Source organism: Herbiconiux dendrobii, assembly GCF_052048175.1.
Lineage (GTDB): Bacteria > Actinomycetota > Actinomycetes > Actinomycetales > Microbacteriaceae > Herbiconiux.
Map to the genome: position 1 here is coordinate 973,078 of NZ_JBLZQV010000001.1, position 15,780 is coordinate 988,857.

At 72.2% G+C, this 15,780-nt stretch carries 15 protein-coding genes, 2 tRNA genes and 1 pseudogene; 4 read left to right on the forward strand and 14 right to left on the reverse strand.

Translation table 11 applies throughout. The annotated features are described in order from the left end of the window. Positions 1-18 precede the first annotated feature (18 nt). Genes ACN4JJ_RS04510 through ACN4JJ_RS04520 form a run of 3 tightly spaced genes read right to left on the reverse strand, consistent with a single transcriptional unit; the run spans position 19 to position 2,665 of the window. Positions 19-678, reverse strand: a complete 660-nt coding sequence (locus ACN4JJ_RS04510) for a methionine ABC transporter permease (RefSeq protein ID WP_440708707.1) — start codon at positions 676-678, stop codon at positions 19-21. Then, positions 671-1,756 (reverse strand): methionine ABC transporter ATP-binding protein, encoded by a 1,086-nt coding sequence (locus tag ACN4JJ_RS04515; RefSeq protein WP_440708708.1) that lies wholly within the window; start codon positions 1,754-1,756, stop codon positions 671-673. The genes ACN4JJ_RS04510 and ACN4JJ_RS04515 overlap by 8 nt, the downstream gene beginning before the upstream one ends. A 3-nt stretch (positions 1,757-1,759) precedes the next feature. Continuing rightward, positions 1,760-2,665, reverse strand: a complete 906-nt coding sequence (locus ACN4JJ_RS04520; RefSeq protein WP_440708709.1) for a MetQ/NlpA family ABC transporter substrate-binding protein — start codon at positions 2,663-2,665, stop codon at positions 1,760-1,762. A gap of 144 nt (positions 2,666-2,809) precedes the next feature. Here ACN4JJ_RS04520 and ACN4JJ_RS04525 point away from each other — a divergent pair. Further along, positions 2,810-2,880 (forward strand) — tRNA-Cys (locus tag ACN4JJ_RS04525). A 28-nt stretch (positions 2,881-2,908) separates the two neighbouring features. Here the strand turns inward: ACN4JJ_RS04525 and ACN4JJ_RS04530 are convergent. Further along, the gene (locus tag ACN4JJ_RS04530; RefSeq protein ID WP_440708710.1) at positions 2,909-3,502 is read right to left on the reverse strand and encodes a DJ-1/PfpI family protein; all 594 of its coding nucleotides are present in this window, start codon (positions 3,500-3,502) and stop codon (positions 2,909-2,911) included. 124 nt (positions 3,503-3,626) lie between these two features. Here ACN4JJ_RS04530 and ACN4JJ_RS04535 point away from each other — a divergent pair. Next, positions 3,627-3,698: transfer RNA gene (locus tag ACN4JJ_RS04535), tRNA-Gln, on the forward strand. An 84-nt stretch (positions 3,699-3,782) separates the two neighbouring features. Further along, on the forward strand, positions 3,783-4,862 hold the full coding sequence (locus tag ACN4JJ_RS04540; protein ID WP_440708711.1) for an alcohol dehydrogenase catalytic domain-containing protein: 1,080 nt from the start codon (positions 3,783-3,785) through the stop codon (positions 4,860-4,862). Between the two features lie 31 nt (positions 4,863-4,893). Here the strand turns inward: ACN4JJ_RS04540 and araA are convergent, their stop codons facing one another. The 6 genes and pseudogenes from araA to ACN4JJ_RS04570 all read right to left on the reverse strand — a co-directional run bounded on the left by araA (position 4,894) and on the right by ACN4JJ_RS04570 (position 11,820). Next, positions 4,894-6,411 (reverse strand): L-arabinose isomerase, encoded by a 1,518-nt coding sequence (gene araA / locus ACN4JJ_RS04545; RefSeq protein WP_440708712.1) that lies wholly within the window; start codon positions 6,409-6,411, stop codon positions 4,894-4,896. Then, positions 6,408-7,106 carry an L-ribulose-5-phosphate 4-epimerase gene (locus ACN4JJ_RS04550; RefSeq protein ID WP_440708788.1) on the reverse strand — a complete coding sequence of 233 codons (699 nt, stop codon included), beginning with the start codon at positions 7,104-7,106 and terminating at the stop codon, positions 6,408-6,410. The genes araA and ACN4JJ_RS04550 overlap by 4 nt, the downstream gene beginning before the upstream one ends. Before the next feature lie 75 nt (positions 7,107-7,181). Continuing rightward, positions 7,182-8,798: pseudogene (locus tag ACN4JJ_RS04555) on the reverse strand (xylulokinase); the annotation flags it as partial. 158 nt (positions 8,799-8,956) lie between these two features. Further along, complete coding sequence (locus ACN4JJ_RS04560) at positions 8,957-9,982, reverse strand: LacI family DNA-binding transcriptional regulator (RefSeq protein ID WP_440708713.1); 1,026 nt, start codon at positions 9,980-9,982, stop codon at positions 8,957-8,959. Positions 9,983-10,094: 112 nt separating this feature from the next. Beyond that, positions 10,095-10,394 (reverse strand): hypothetical protein, encoded by a 300-nt coding sequence (locus ACN4JJ_RS04565; RefSeq protein ID WP_440708714.1) that lies wholly within the window; start codon positions 10,392-10,394, stop codon positions 10,095-10,097. Between the two features lie 85 nt (positions 10,395-10,479). Then, positions 10,480-11,820 carry a hypothetical protein gene (locus tag ACN4JJ_RS04570; protein WP_440708715.1) on the reverse strand — a complete coding sequence of 447 codons (1,341 nt, stop codon included), beginning with the start codon at positions 11,818-11,820 and terminating at the stop codon, positions 10,480-10,482. A 182-nt stretch (positions 11,821-12,002) separates the two neighbouring features. Here ACN4JJ_RS04570 and ACN4JJ_RS04575 point away from each other — a divergent pair, with 182 nt between their 5' ends. After that, positions 12,003-12,731, forward strand: coding sequence for a type II toxin-antitoxin system PemK/MazF family toxin (locus ACN4JJ_RS04575; protein WP_440708716.1), 729 nt, complete (start codon positions 12,003-12,005; stop codon positions 12,729-12,731). Between the two features lie 151 nt (positions 12,732-12,882). On the opposite strand, the gene ACN4JJ_RS04580 is transcribed toward ACN4JJ_RS04575, so the two are convergent. From ACN4JJ_RS04580 to ACN4JJ_RS04595, 4 genes are all read right to left on the reverse strand, one after another. Beyond that, complete coding sequence (locus ACN4JJ_RS04580) at positions 12,883-13,206, reverse strand: SHOCT domain-containing protein (protein WP_440708717.1); 324 nt, start codon at positions 13,204-13,206, stop codon at positions 12,883-12,885. A gap of 177 nt (positions 13,207-13,383) precedes the next feature. Then, positions 13,384-14,043 (reverse strand): response regulator, encoded by a 660-nt coding sequence (locus ACN4JJ_RS04585; protein ID WP_440708718.1) that lies wholly within the window; start codon positions 14,041-14,043, stop codon positions 13,384-13,386. Continuing rightward, entirely contained in the window at positions 14,040-15,374 is a 1,335-nt protein-coding gene (locus ACN4JJ_RS04590) for a sensor histidine kinase (protein WP_440708719.1), read from the reverse strand. The genes ACN4JJ_RS04585 and ACN4JJ_RS04590 overlap by 4 nt, the downstream gene beginning before the upstream one ends. Positions 15,375-15,511: 137 nt before the next feature. Next, positions 15,512-15,769 (reverse strand): hypothetical protein, encoded by a 258-nt coding sequence (locus tag ACN4JJ_RS04595; protein WP_440708720.1) that lies wholly within the window; start codon positions 15,767-15,769, stop codon positions 15,512-15,514. Between the last annotated feature and the right edge of the window lie 11 nt (positions 15,770-15,780).

Genomic DNA, 15,780 nt, shown 5'->3' on the forward strand with positions numbered 1-15,780 from the left:
CGCGACCGAACGCGCGGGCTAGCGGCGCAGCGCCTTGCGCGCCAGGGCGTTGCCGAGGAACTGCACCGCCTGCACGATCAGGATGATCACGATCACGGCCGCCCAGGTCACCACCGGGTTGAACTGCCGGTACCCGTACTGGATGGCGAACGTGCCGAGCCCGCCGCCGCCCACGTAGCCGGCCACGGCCGACATGTCGATGATCGCGATGAACACGAAGGTGTAGCCGAGCGTGAGGGGCCCGAGCGCCTCCAGGATGAGCAGGTTCGCTACGATCCGGAGCCGGCTGGCACCCACCGATCGGGCCGCCTCGATCACGCCGGGCTGCACGGTGAGTAGGTTCTGCTCCACCACCCGGCTGATGCCGAAGGTGGCCGCGAGCGAGAGCGTGAAGATGATCGCCGTGTTGCCGATGCCGGTGCCCACCACCAGCCGGGCCAGCGGTTGGGCGGCGGCCAAGAAGATGATGAACGGGATCGGCCGGAAGATGTTCACGACCACGTTCAGGATGCCGAACACGACGCGGTTCGAATAGAGGTTGCCGGGCCGGGTCGTGTAGAGCCCGAGCCCCACGAGCAGGCCGCCGATGCCACCGAAGAGCAGGCTGAAGCCCACGATGTAGAGGGTCTCGAAGGTGGCCTGGCCGAGTTTCGGCAGCAGCTGGATCAGGTCATCCACCGTGGGCCTCCCGTCCGGCGCCGAAGTGGCCGTCGATCGTGCCCTCGCGGCCGTGGTCGGTCACCTCGACCGAGGCATCGGCCAGGCTCGCCAGCGTGCGGTCGATCACCGCCTCGTCCCCGTTCAGCACCAAGGTGAGGTGCCCGAAGGCCCGGCCCCGGATGTCGTTGATGCCGCCGTAGACCAGTTCGAGCGCGACGCCGGCCTGGGCGAGGGTGAGGAACACGCTGCCCTGCGAACTGTCGCCGTCGCGGAACGAGAGCGTGACGATGCGGCCCGGATGCCGCTCCCGCAGCACCGCGAGCTCGGCCGGCGACGGGATGCCGCGCACGACGGTGGCCACGAAGCGCTGGGACGAGGCCTCCTGCGGGTCGGAGAACACGTCGAACACGTCGCCCTGCTCGACGATCCGCCCGCCGTCCATCACCGCGACCTTGGTGGCGAGCGTCTGGATGACCTCCATCTCGTGCGTGATCACGACGATGGTGACGCCGAACTCCTCGTTCACGCGCTTCAGCAGCGCGAGCACCTCCTGCGTGGTCTCGGGGTCGAGGGCGCTGGTGGCCTCGTCGGCCAGCAGGATGCGAGGACTCGTGGCGAGCGCGCGGGCGATGCCCACGCGCTGCTTCTGGCCGCCGGAGAGCTGCTCGGGGTAATTGCGCGCCTTGTCGGCCAGGCCCACGAAGCGCAGCAACTCCTCGACCCGCGGGCCGATCTCGTTCTTGGGCGTGCGGGCCACCTCGAGCGGGTAGGCCACGTTCTTGTAGACCGACTTCGAGCTGAACAGGTTGAACTGCTGGAAGATCATCCCGATGCCCAGCCGAAGCCGCCGGAGTTCCCGTTCGCGCAGCCCGTTCACCTCGATGCCGTCGACCAGGATGCTGCCGGAGGTCGCGGTCTCGAGCGCGTTCACGAGGCGGACGAGCGTGCTCTTGCCGGCACCGGAATAGCCGATGATGCCGTACACGTCGCCCGCCTCGATCTCGAGCGAGACGCCGTCGATCGCGGTCACGGGTTCGCCGCCCCTCTTGGCGGGCGGATAGGTCTTGGTGACGTCGCGAAGACTGACGAGCGCCACCGATCAGCCCTGGTGGGCCTTGGTGTCGGCCTCGACGTCGGCGAGGGAGGCCTGGAGGTCGGCCACGGGGGTCTTGAGGAAGACCGCGCTGCCGCCCGAGACATCCTGAACGCCGTCGAGAACCGCCTGGGTGTCCTGATAGATCTGCACGAGCTTCAGGTAGGTGGGGTTGTCGGCGTCTTCGGCCTTGGCGGCGAATATGTTGACGTAGGGGAGCGCGTTGGGGTCGGACGGGTCGTCCTGCGCGATGGCGTCCTCGGGGGTGAGGCCGGCGTCCTCGACGAAGTCGTTATTGATGATCGCGGCGGCGACATCCGGAAGCGAGGTGGGCGTGAGCGAGGCCTCGAGGGTCGTGACCTTCACCTTCGACTTCGCCTCGTCGACGTCGTCGAGCGTGGCGAAGATGCTGCCGCCGTCCTTCAGCTCCACCAGGCCGGCCGACTGCAGCACGAGCAGGCCGCGGGCCAGGTTGCTCTCGTCGTTCGGGATGGCGACGGTGTCGCCCTGCTGGATCTCGTCGACCGAGCCGTACTTGGTGGAGTACAGGCCGAGCGGGTAGATGGCGGTGGAGCCGATCGGTGTGAGGTCGGCGTCGGCGGACACGTTGTACTGCGCCAGGTAGACGATGTGCTGGAACTGGTTGAGGTCGAGCTCGCCCTCGGTGAGTGCCGGGTTGGGCTGCGCGTAGTCGGTGAAGTCGACGATGTCGACGGTGATGCCCTCGTCGGCGGCGGCCTGCTTGTAGGTCTCCCAGTAGGGGTCGCTGGCGCCGACGACGCCGATCTTGACGGGTTCGGTGCTGTCTCCGGATGCCGTGCTGTCGGCGCTTCCGGATGAGGCGCAGCCGGCGAGCAGCGTGATCGACGCGGCGACCGCGGCGGCGGCCAGGAACTTCTTGCTGATGGACATGTGACTTCCTCTCGGTGGTACGAGGAGCCACGGTAGGTCGAGTCGGTCGAGCGCGCACATCGGCGCGTAACATGCCGGAACAGGGTGACCTCGGGTGACATGTCCGACGCGTGTCGAGCGCGAATCGTGCAGAGTGGACTGCATCGCGGCGTGCCCGAGTGGTCAGGGAGCGGACTGCAAATCCGTCTACACCGGTTCGAATCCGGTCGCCGCGTCTCTCGGAGGCTCACGCCTCCACCCGGCTCAGACGGGCGGCTCGGGGTCGTACTGGATGCCGCGGCGGGTCTCGATGGCGCGCTCGCGGCCGGCCAGGCGGTCGACCAGGTGCAGGGCCATGTCGATGCCGGCCGAGACGCCCGAGGAGGTGATGAGGTCGCCGTCGTCGACGAAGCGGTCGTCGGGGCGCACGCGGATGCTCGGGTCGAGTTCGGCGAGCAGGTCGAGCGAGCCCCAGTGCGTGGTGGCGGGGCGGCCGGCCAGCACGCCGGCGGCGGCGTAGACGAGCGACCCGGTGCAGACGCTGGTGAGCAGCGGCACGGTCGCACGCTGGGCGCGCACCCACTCGAGCTCGGCCGGATCCTTCAGGCGCGGCCGGGTTCCTTGCCCGCCCGGGTAGAGCAGCACGTCCAGCGGGGGCGCCTCGGCGACGGTGGTGTCGGGCAGCAGCCGCAGCCCCTTGGCGGCGCGCACGGGGTCGAGCGTCTTGGCCAGCATCCGCACCTCGTAGGCGTCTTCGGGGTGCGCCAGGGTCCAGTAGGAGAGCACCTCCCAGGGCCCGACGGCGTCGAGCTCCTCCACGCCGTCGAACAGCAGGATGCCGATGGTCTTGACTGTCATGCCTCAACGCTACTGGCGCGGCGCCCCCGGGCGCATCCGCTTTCGGTCCGGGCGCGTCCGCTTTTGGAATGGCCGGGCGGATAGGCTACTGTAGATCTTCGGCCCGGGCTTCGGTTCTGGCCAGTGGGGTATGGTGTAATTGGCAACACGGCTGATTCTGGTTCAGTTGTTCTTGGTTCGAGTCCAGGTACCCCAGCAAGATCCGGCTCCTCTCCGAGGGGCCTTTTTTGTTGCCCGCCGCCGCCATGGTGTCGCGGCACGCATCCGCTAGCGTCGGAGCATGCGTGCGATCAGGTTCGACCGGTTCGGGGAGCGGCCCGTGCTCCAGGAGGTGGCGGATCCGACGCCGAGCCCCCGAGGCGTGGTGCTGCGGGTGGAGGCGACGGGGCTGTGCCGCAGCGACGTGCACGGGTGGCTGGGGCACGACGACGGGATCGCGCTGCCGCACGTGCCGGGGCACGAGGTGGTCGGCGTCATCGACGAGGTGGGGCCGGAGGTCGAGCGATTCCGGGTGGGACAGCGGGGCACTACGCCGTTCGTCTGTGCCTGCGGGCGCTGCGCGGAGTGCGCCTCCGGCAACGGGCAGGTGTGCCGCAACCAGACCCAGCCGGGGTTCACGCACTGGGGGTCGTTCGCCGAGCGGGTGGCCTTGCACGACGCCGACGTGAACCTGATCGAGGTGCCCGCCGGGCTCGACGCCGGCGCGGCCGCCCTGCTGGGCTGCCGGTTCGCCACCGCCTACCGCGGGCTCGTGCACCAGGCAGGGCTGGCGCGCGACGAGAGCCTGGTGGTGGTCGGATGCGGCGGCGTGGGCCTCAGCGCGGTGATGATCGGCGTCGCCGTGGGCGCGCGGGTGATCGCGGTCGATGTCGACCCCGCCGCCCTCGATCGTGCCGCCGGCCTCGGCGCCGTCGGCACCGTGAACAGCGCGGGCAGGGCGGACGATGAGGTCGTGGCCGACATCCGTGCCCTGGCCGGCCGCACGGGGGGAGCGCGCGGCGCCCTCGCGGCCGACGGCGCCGACGTCTCGGTGGAGGCACTCGGGCGCGAGTCGACCGTGCGCACCGCCATCCGATCTCTGGGCGCCCGCGGCCGCCACGTGCAGATCGGGCTGTTCGCCGACGACCCCCGCGTGCCGCTGGGCGACGTCATCGCCCGCGAGCTGCAGCTGTTCGGCAGCCACGGGATGCCGGCGCCGGCCTACGCGGGCCTGCTCGACCTGGTGCTCTCGGGTGCACTCCGGCCCGAACGGCTCATCTCGCGCCGCATCGGCCTCGCCGAGGTTCCGGATGCCCTGCTCGCCATGGCCTCGGGAACCCCGGCGGCGGGCGTGACCATGATCGACGTCACCCCCGCCTGAACCGCGCCGCACCGCCGCGGACGCCGAGCGGTCAGAGGCCCTGCGCGAGGCGGTAGTAGGCCTGGTTCCAGCGCACCTCGTTCGCGAAGCCCTTGCGGGTGGTCTCGGCGTCGATGGTGAGCAGCTCGGTCTTCGCGATGGCGGCGAAATCCTCGAACACCTCGATGCCGACCGCGGTCGACATGACGGTGTGGTGCGCGGCCCCGGCGGTGAGCCAGGCGGCGGCCGAGACCGCGAACGAGGGCTCCGGTCGCCAGACGGCTCGGCCGACGGGCAGGTGAGGCAGCGGCGCGCGCGGCTCGACGACCTCCACGACGTTCGCCACGAGCCGGAAGCGGTCGCGCATGTCCGAGAGGGCCACCACCACGGCGGGACCCGGATCGGCCGTGAACACCAGGCGCACCGGGTCGTCCTTGCCGCCGATGCCGAGCGGGTGGATCTCCAGCGTCGGCCGGGCCGTGGTGAGCGAGGGGCTCACCTCGAGCATGTGCGCACCCAGGATGGTCTCGGCACCCTCGACCAGGTCGTAGGTGTAGTCCTCCATGAGCGACGCCCCGCCGGGCAGGCCCGCGCCCATCACGTTCGCGGCGCGCACCAGGATGGCGGTCTTCCAGTCGCCCTCGGCGCCGAAGCCGTAGCCCTCGGCCATCAGCCGCTGCACGGCGAGCCCGGGCAGCTGCTTCAGTGCGCCCAGGTCTTCGAAGCTCGTGGTGAACGCTCCGAAGCCTCCTTCTTCCAAGAAGGAGCGGAGCCCGAGCTCGATCGCGGCGCCGTCGCGAAGGGACTGGTTCCGCTCACCGCCGCTCCGGAGCTCGGGCACCACATCGTAGAGATCTTCGTACTCGGCCACCAGCGCGTCGACGTCCGCCGACGACGCCGCGGCCACGGCATCCGCCAGCTCGTTCACGCCCCAGGTGTTCACCTGCACGCCGAAGCGCAGCTCGGCCTCGGTCTTGTCGCCCTCGGTCACCGCCACGTAGCGCATGTTGTCGCCGAAGCGGGCGAGCTTGAGCGTCTTCACGGCCTGCCAGCCGGCGGAGGCGCGGGCCCAGTCGGCGATCTGCTTCTGCACCAGCGGGTTGCTCGCGTGGCCGACCACGGTCTTGCGGGCCACGCCCAAGCGGGTCTGGATGTAGCCGAACTCGCGGTCGCCGTGGGCGGCCTGGTTGAGGTTCATGAAGTCGAAGTCGATCTCGGCGTAGGGCAGCTCGACGTTCGCCTGCGTGTGCAGGTGCAGCAGCGGCTTGGTGAGCGCATCGAGGCCGGCGATCCACATCTTCGCGGGGCTGAAGGTGTGCATCCAGGCGACGATGCCGATCACGCGGTCGTCGGCGTTCGCGTCGAGGGCGGCGCGGCGGATCGACTCGCTGTCCTTCAGCACGGGCTTCCAGACGATCTTCACGGGGATCGCGGATGCGTCGTCCAGCGTCGCCACGATCTGCTGCGACTGCTCGGCCACCTGGCGGAGGGTCTCCTCCCCGTAGAGGTTCTGGCTGCCGGTGAAGAACCAGATCTCGTAGGGGGAGAGGTCGGTGCTGAGACGGGTCATGCGAGGGATCCTGTCGGGTCTTGTCCGTAGACGTTCTGGTAGCGGGCGAAGAGGGAGTCGACGGCGTCGGCGGCGATCGGCGGCGGGGTCTCGCCGCCGCCTACCTGACGGGAGAACAGCACCGAGCGGGCCACGTCCTCCACCATCACGGCGGCCTTCACGGCGTCGCGGGCGTCTTTGCCGATGGTGAACGGGCCGTGGCTCTTCATCAGCACGGCCCGCGACCGGTGGCCGCGGAGGGTCTCGACGATGCCCCGGCCGATCGAGTCGTCGCCGATGATGGCGAAGGGCCCGATCGGCACCTCACCGCCGAACTCGTCGGCCATCGCGGTGGTGACGCAGGGGATCGGCTCGCCCTGCGCGGCCCAGGCCACGGCGTAGGGGGAGTGGGTGTGCACCACGCCGCCGACCTCGGGCATGTTCCGGTACACGTAGGCGTGCGCGGCGGTGTCGCTGGAGGGGGAGCGGTCCGAGCCCTCGGTGCCGGCGACGACGGTGCCGTCGAGGTGGCAGAGGATCATGTTCTGCGGGGCGAGCGCGTCGTAGTCGACGCCGGAGGGCTTGATCACGAAGAGGTCGGCGCCCGGAACCCGGCCCGAGATGTTGCCGCCGGTCCACTGCACGAGGTTGTAGCGGGTGAGCTGGGAGTGCAGGTCGCTGACCTCTTGGCGGATGCGGTCGATCGCGGCCTGCAGCTCGTCGTCGGGGGCGAAGGCTCCGGATGCGGCGGACTCCGGGGCACCTGCACCGGTCGCGCCGGCTTCGAGCGGGAGGGCCTGGACGGCCGCGGCCTCCACGGCCAGTCCGGCGCGGTAGCGCTCGAGGTAGGCGGCGAAACCGGCCACGTCGGCGGCGTCGGGCTCCACGCTGCTCAGCTCGGCGCCGGCGAACACCTCGCGCGTCACGAAGTCGTCGAGCGAGACCCCGGATGCGGCGGGCCGCAGATACGCGGCCAGCACCGCGATACCCCAGGCGCCCCCCTCCGAGGCCGTGCGGGCGACGGTCACCGGGGCGTCCAGGGCGCCGGCCAGGAACCGCTGGGCCACCCCGGCGGTGCGGAAGAGGCCGCCGTGCGCGAACATCCGCTCGATCCGCACGCCCTCCTCGGCCAGCACGCGGAGACCGAGCGCGAGGGTGCCGAACACGCCGTAGAGCTGGGCGCGCATGAAGTCCGCGAGCGTGAACGCACTCCCGGGGGTGCGCACGAACAGCGGGCGCCCGTCGTGCAGACCCGCGATCGGCTCTCCGGCCAGGTGGTTGTACGCGAGCAGGCCGCCGGCATCCGGGGCCCCGTCGATCGCCTCGCGGAACAGCACCTCGAACACGGCGTCGGCCTCGACCGGTGTGCCCGAGGCCGCCGCGAACCGCTCGAACAGACCGGCCCAGGCGGCGAGCTCGCTCGCCCCGTTGTTGCAGTGCACCATGGCCACCGGGTCGCCGGCGGGCGTGGTCACCAGGTCGAGCTCGTGGTGCACCTCGCGCAGCGGATGCTCGAGCACGACCATCGCGAAGATGCTCGTGCCCGCGCTCACGTTCCCGCTGCGCGGAGCCACCGAGGCGGTGGCCACCATCCCGGTTCCGGCGTCGCCCTCGGGCGGGCAGAGGGGGGCGCCCGGTTTCAGCGTGCCGCTCGGGTCGAGCAGGGCCGCGCCCTCGGTGGTGAGCTCGCCCGCCGGCCGGCCGGCGAGGAGAACCTCCGGCAGCAGGGCGCGCAGGTTCTGGCCGAGCTCGGGGGCGGCCTCGGCGAGCAGCTCGTCGTAACGGGCGAGCATCCCGGCGTCGTAGTCGTTCGTGCGCGAGTCGATCGGGAACATCCCCGAGGCGTCGCCGACCCCCAGCACCCGCCGCCCGGTGAGGCGCTCGTGCACGTGCCCGGCCAGGGTGGTGAGGTGCCGGATGCGCGGCACGTGCGCCTCGCGATCGAGCACGGCCTGGTGCAGGTGGGCGATCGACCAGCGCAGCGGGATGTTCACCCCGAACCGCTCGGAGAGCTCGGCGGCCGCAGGGCCGGTGCTGGTGTTGCGCCAGGTGCGGAACGGCGTGAGCAGCTCGCCGGCCGCGTCGAACGCGAGGTAGCCGTGCATCATCGCCGAGACGCCGATGGCGCCGTAGCCGGTGGGGTGCACGCCGTAGCGGGTCGCGACGTCGGCGGCGAGGGCGGCGTAGGCGGCGCGGAGGCCCGTCCAGACGTCGTCGAGGGAGTAGGTCCAGACGCCGTCGCGGAGCTCGTTCTCCCAGCTGTGACCGCCGACGGCGAGCACCGCGTGGTCGTCGCCGATCAGGCAGGCCTTGATGCGGGTGGAGCCGAGCTCGATGCCGAGGATGGCGCGTCCGGCGGCGATGGTCTCCCGGGCGGCCTCGTGCTCGGTGAGGGCGGGCTGGCTCATGCTCGGGGACTCCTTCGGCTTGGCATGTGTTCGCGTATGTGATCGCTCACATCAGCGACGAGCATACACGTCGCAGGGGTGTTCTGTCAGTGCGTACCCGAGGTGCTCCGTCAGTGCGTCCCCGAGGCGTTCGGTCAAAGTGTCCCCGAGGCGTTCGGTCAGTGCGACGGGGGAGCCGTGGACCCGCGCAGCACGAGCGCCGGCTCCACCGAGGGTGGGGCCTCGGCCTGCCCGAGCAGGCGGGCCAGTGCCTGCCGCCCGGCCTCGGCGAAGTTCTGCCGCACCGTCGTCAGCCCCGGCCGGTAGTGCCGGGCCTCCGGGGTGTCGTCGAAGCCCACGACGCTCAGGTCGTCCGGCACCGTGAGGCCGGCCTCGGCGGCGGCGTGCAGCAGCCCGAGGGCCATCTGGTCGTTCGCCGAGAACACGGCGGTGACGCCGGGCCGCAGCAGGGCGCGGGCGGCTTCGTAGCCTGAGTCGGCGCTCCAGTCGCCCGCCGCGACGACGGCCGGCTGCAGCCCGCGGGAGGCGAGCTCCGCGCGGAATCCGGAGTCCCGCGATCCGGCGTCGATCCAGTCGGCCGGCCCCGCGAGGTGGGCGATCCCGGTGTGCCCCAGATCGGCGAGGTGGGCGGTGGCGAGGCGGGCGCCCTGGTGCTGGTCGAGGGCGACGGTGGCGCCGTCGAGGGTGCTGAGCGTCTGCAGGGTCACGAAGGGCACCCCGATCGGCAGGCGTCCCAGCGTCGTCAGCACGGGCGTCTGCGGTGCCACCACCACGAGGCCCTCCACCGACAGCGCCAGCAGGTGCTCGAGCGCCTCGTTCACCGAGGCCGCGTCGAGTCCGTCGGCCGTGGCGATGCTCACGCTGTACCCACGCGCCCGGGCCGCCGCTTCGACGGCCGCGATGCTCGACGCCGGTCCGTACTCGCCGTGCGCCGTCGACAGGATGCCGATGATGCGGGAGCGGCTGGTCACCAGAGCGCGGGCGGCGAGGTTCGGCCGGTAGCCGAGCTCGCGCATGGCGTCGAGCACCTTCTGCCGGGTGGCGGGGCGCAGGCTCGGATGGTCGTTGAGCACGCGCGACACGGTCTGATGCGACACCCCGGCGGCCCTCGCCACGTCGAACACGCTCGGCCCGCGCGGCTTCGAGCTGCCGGTTTCCGGTGGAGGGGTCGCGGCGGGGCTCATGATGCCAGTATCGCGTGCTCCCGTCGCTCTGCGGCGTCAGGCGCGAGTGCCGGCGTCAGGCGCGGATGCCGACGTCAGGTGCGGATGAGGACGCCAGGCGCGGATGAGGACGTCAGGCGCGGATGAGAGGGTGCGGGATGCGCAGGGTCGACGACCAGGTGCCGGTGCGGTCGTCCCAGCCGGGGAGCTGGTCGGGCACGAGTCCCCAGCGCTCGAGCAGGTGGCGGGCCAGGGTGACGACGTGCCGCGGGCGGGCGTCGCCGTGGATGTGCAGCACCGTGCTCGCCAGGCGGTCACCGGTGAAGCGGCGCACTTCGAGCACCCACTGCTCGCCCACGCGATGCACGATCACCACGTCGGCGAGGGCGGGGTCGAACGGAATGCTCGCCGGCACGGCCGTCGGTACCGCCATGCTCACCACCCCCTGTGAAACGAACTGCCCCTGATAGTTAGACAGTCTAGTCATCTCAGCGCAAGCGGCAACACCGTCCCGGTTCTCAGAAGTCGTCGATGTGCAGGTGGTTGCAGGTGTCGGCGAAGCTGACGAAGTTGATGTACGAGGGCTCGTTGCCGGCGGCGTAGCGGCAGTTGGACTGGCCGACCCGCGATCCGTTGGGCATGATCGGGTCGAGCACCGCGATCAGGTTCAGCGAGGCGTCGTTCGCGCCGGTGGTGGGCACGCCGCCCACCGAGGTGAAGTCGACCGCGTGGCCGCCGCCCGAGCGGTAGTGGGCGGATGCCGTTCCCGCACCCTCGATCTGGCCCGTGCAGCGCCGGCTGATGTCGCTCACGCCCGCGCTTCCGAAGGCACGCACCGCCGCCACCATGGCCTGCAGGATGACGACGTCGATGCCGCAGTTCTCGACATCCTGGCCCTGGGCGATCCAGGCGATCTCGAAGATGTGATCGGGGGTGGAGCCGTGGAAGGTGCCGGCGGCGACGTCGCCCATCAGCTCCTGGGCGAGGGCCTGGGCATCGCCCGAGACGGGGCCGACCACGTTGCCGCCCTGGTGCGCGGCTGCGGCCGCGGCGGCCGCTGCAGCAGCAGCCGCGGCCGCCGCCGCTGCGACACCCTCCTGGTATTGCTGCTCGGTGGTGGCGAGGTTCTGCTGCAGGCTGGTCAGCTGGGCGTTCAGCTCGGCCTGGTGCGCCGACTGCTCCTGCAGCGCTGCGATCATCGCGCGCTGGGCCTCGGCGGCTTCTTCGAGAGCCGCCTGGGCGGCATCCGCCAGGGTGCTCAGCTCGGCCTCGGCCACGGTCGCCTGCTCGCTGAGCGACTGGGCGGTGTTCTTGTCCTGATCGGCGCTCGCGTAGACGGCGTTGACCGCTTGGGTGAGCTGGCCGGCCGAGCTGAGCTGGGCGAGCAGGTCGTCGGCCTCGGACGAGCTGCTGGTGAGCAGCATCGTGGTGAGGTCGTTGCCGCCGGTGCGCACGAACTGGGCGGCCACGACCGCGGCGCGCTTCTTCGACTCCTCGGCCTTCGCGGCGGCCGCGGCGGCCGAGGCGGTGAGGGTGTCGGCCTTGAGCTGGCCGGCGGCGAGGGCGGACTGCGCCTCGTCGTTCGCGGCGGTGCGCTCGGCGACAAGCTGGCGGGCGGCATCCGCTTCGGCCTGCAGCTGGGCGATCACGTTCGTGATCTCGGTGATCTGAGCCTGCTTGGCGCTCTCACTGGAGCGGGCGGCGAGCACGTCGTCCCAGCTCGGGTAGTCGACGGCGTAGGCGGGGGCGCCCGCGATGGTGGCGGATGCCGCGACGGCGATCGCCAGCACGGCGGTGGTGAGCGCGCGCAGCGGGCTGCGGCGCGCGGCACGGCGGGTGGGGCGGGGTGCTGGTGTCATGGGTCCTCGAACGTCGGGCCGCGGCGAAGATCGACGGCTCCCGCTGCCCATCCAAACCCCCGGAGGCCTCGGAGGGGCGCATCCGGAGACGGCGATTCGCGAATCGTTGCTCCCGGGCAAGAATCCCTTCGAGGCGGCTATGAGGCGCCTGTGGGTCCGGGCTCGACTGATAGCGTCGGCGCATGGCTACGGGTGGCGGACGCGGATCGAACGGTGCAGCGGATGGGCGCGGTGGTGCCGGTGGCGGTGATCGCGACAGCCCCGGGCGCTCGGGTCCGGCGGCCACGCGCGAGGTCGATCCGCGCGGGGTCGGGCCGGTGTCGATCGCGTACAACCCGGTGACCGACGGCGATGCCGACCCGGGCGAGATCGTGTGGACGTGGGTGCCGTACGAGGAGAACGACGGTCGCGGCAAGGATCGGCCGGTGCTCGTGGTGGCCGCGGAGCCGGGCGGCACCCTGCTCGGGGTGCAGCTGACCTCGAAGCCGCACGACGACACCTACGACGTGGGCATAGGCAGCGGCCCGTGGGACTCGGTCGGGCGGCCCAGCTGGGTGCGGCTCGAGCGGGTGTTCCGGCTGCACCAGGGCGGCATCCGGCGGGAGGCGGTGGCGCTGGACGCCGAGCGCTTCGCGCTCGTGGCGGCGGCGCTCACGCGCCGCTACGCCTGGCGCACGGGGCGGCCGGCCGCCGCCGCCGGCGCGGCGGGCGCGGGCGCTCGGCGCCCTCCCGCGCCGGCCCGCGGGGCCTCCCCCGCATCCCGCACCCCGGCTTCCGCATCCCGCACCCCGGCTTCCGCATCCCGCACCCCGGCCTCCGCATCCCGGGCCCCGGCCTCCGCATCCCGGGCCGATGCATCCGCGCCCCGCACCACCTTCGGCAGCCTCCTGCGCCGCCTCTTCTCCCGCTGACCCACCCCACCTGCGCGGCCGCCCCCCACCCCCGCTTAGCCACCCCCACCTCCGCCGACCCGTCACGTAATGCCGCTATCACGACCGGATAACGGCATCACGTGACGGGTCGGCGGAGGTGCGCGCGGGGGAGAGCGGCGCGGGCGGGGCGCTAGCGGCCCGGGAACTGCGGCGCGGGGTTGTTCGTGCGGATCACCTCGAGCCGGGCGCGGTACTCGACCTCGTCGATGTCGCCCTGCGCGAAGCGCTCGGCGAGCGTCGCCTCGGCGCGGCGTCCGGGCTGGTCGAACCCGCCGGCCCGGTGGGCCCAGGCGGCGCGGCGCCAACGGCGGCCGACGGTGGCGAACAGGACGGCGAACAGGGCGATCCAGAACAGCGGGATCAGCAGGAACAGCCAGCCGCCTCCGAAGCCGAATCCCGGCCCGAAGTGGGCGGCGGCGAGGGCGGGGGCGGTGGCGAGCACGGCGGTCGACACGATGTCATCCTTCTCTCTGGTTCCGGTGGAACCTCAGGACTCCACCCTCGCCGCCCCGGCCCTCGCGCGAATCGGCCCCCGGGCGACACTTGCCGTACTCCCTACGGAGCACGCCTCGTGCGCGCGTGGACCCGGGCGGGCACGACCAGGTTCAGCGACCGGTCTCAGCCACCGGTGTCAGCGGCCGGGCGCCACGAGCCCGGTCTCGTAGGCCACGATCACGAGCTGCACGCGGTCGCGCGCGGCGAGCTTCGACATGATGCGCGAGACGTGCGTCTTCGCCGTGAGCGGGCTGAGGTGCAGGCGCGTGCCGATCTCGTCGTTCGTGAGGCCCTCGCCCACCAGTGCCAGCACCTCCTGCTCGCGCGGGGTGAGCGCCGAGAGCCGCCGGGCGTCGGGCGCAGCACTCAGATCGTGCGCGACCCGCTCCAGCAGCCGACGCGTCACGCCCGGGCTCAGCAACGCCTCGCCGCCCGCCACCACCCGCACGGCCCGGATCAGCTCGACCGGCTCCGTGTCCTTCACCAGGAACCCGCTCGCCCCCGCCCGGATCGCCCGCGCCACGTACTCGTCGAGCTCGAACGTGGTCACCACCACGATCCGCGTCGCCGAGAGCTGCGGATCGGCGGTGATCTGCTCGGTCGCCCACAGTCCGTCGCCGTCGGGCATCCGGATGTCCATCAGGATGACGTCGGGCCGCTGGGCACGCACGAGCTCGACCGCTTCCACCCCGGATCCGGCCTCGCCCACCACCTCGAGGTCGGGCTCCGAGGCCAGCAACGCCCGGAACCCGCCCCGGATCAACTGCTGATCGTCGGCGATCGCCACCCGGATCATCCGAAGCCCCCGCTGCGCCGGGGGAGTGCGGCGGCCACCCGGAAGCCTCCGCCGGGGCGCGGGCCGGCCTCGAGGTGCCCGCCGAGCAGGGCGGCGCGCTCGCGCATTCCGAGCAGACCGCGGCCCTCGGTGAGGGAGCCGGGCGAGGCGAGGCCGGCGGCGGCGCGGCTCTCAGCGGGGGCCCCGCGGCCGTCGCCGTCGTCCTCGATCACCGCGGTGCACTCCGCGTCGGTGCAGGCGAGAGTGACGGATGCTGCGGAGGCGCCGGCGTGCCGGATGACGTTCGTCAGCGACTCCTGCACGATCCGGTACAGCGCGAGCTGCACGGCCTGGGGCACGGCGGCGTCGCCGATCCGGTCGTCGAAGGTCACCGTGAGCCCTTGCGAGCGCACGGATGCGACGAGTCCCGGGAGGCGACTGAGATCCGGCTCGGGAACGAGGGGCGCCGCATCCGGAACGGCGCCGTCCGTCGCATCCGTCCCGCCGACCGTCGCATCCGCCCCCTCGCGCAGCACGCCGAGCACCGAGCGCACCTCGTCGAGCGCCGACTTGGAGGTCGCCTTGATGGCGGCGAGCGACTTGGCGGCCTCCTCGGGCCGGGTGTCGATGAGGTGAAGGCCCACTCCGGCCTGCACGTTGATCTGGCTGAGGGAGTGCGCGAGCACGTCGTGCAGTTCGCGGGCGATGCGCACCCGCTCGGCCTGGGCGGCGCTCTGCCGGCGCTCGGCGACCCGCCGCCGGAACTCGTCGGAGCGCTCGCGCCGGGTGCGCAGGGCCTCGCCGACGCCGAGCACGAGCAGCAGCCCGAGCGTGACGGCCACCACGAGCGCCGGCTGCCACGACACCCCGAGCACGACGCCGAGCGGCAGGGTGACGGCCCACGCCACCCCGACCGACACCCACGCCCACACGCGCGCGCCGCGCACGACGGCCCCGATCACGGCGAACACCACCGCGACGTACGGCGGCGCCGCGCTGCCCGACACGACGAGCACGTACGCGCCCGCCGCCGCCGACACCACCGCCACGACCGGGCCGGGGAACCGCCGGGCGAACAGCAGCGCCACGGGTCCGAGCACCGCGAGCCCGAGGCGCAGCGCGAAGCGGCCGGGGTCGTCGTCGAAGGCGCTCTCGAAGCGGCGCGCGTGCCAGCTGAGCAGAGCGGCCGGGATCTGCACGAGGAACGAGACGATGACGGGGATCCAGAGCGCGGGCCGGCCCCCGATGCGGAAGCGCGGCTCCCAGTCCCGGTCCCCCCAGCCCGACTCCGCCCACCGCTCGGCGGCCCAGCGCTCACGCTCGGCCCTGCTCCGACCCGGCTGCTGCGGCATGGCTCGATCGTAGCCGCGCCCGCACCCCGCGACATCCGCCCCCGGGCCCGCCCCGCCTACTCCCGGGGGAGTACGCGTCGAGCACTGTTCCCGGCTACCGCAGCGTCATCGGGTAGTCGCGTTTCGCCTCCCGGCCCTCACCACATTTCTCCGAGCGATCGCCGCAGCCGTGCGTTCAGTTCACCCAAGCCGATCTCGACGTCTGTCGACCCGTCATCCGAGGTGCTGTCATCGACCTCGATCACACCGTCTCTGGCCAGGCGCCGGCGGAAGGAGCTCACCTCGCTCGGCCCGATCCGGCCGGCCCGGATGAGCCCTTCGAGCACCGCCAGAACGCCGATCAACGCCTTCCCGTCGTCGCGCCTGACATCGATCCCGGATGTCTCGTCAGTCATGCAGACAAGGC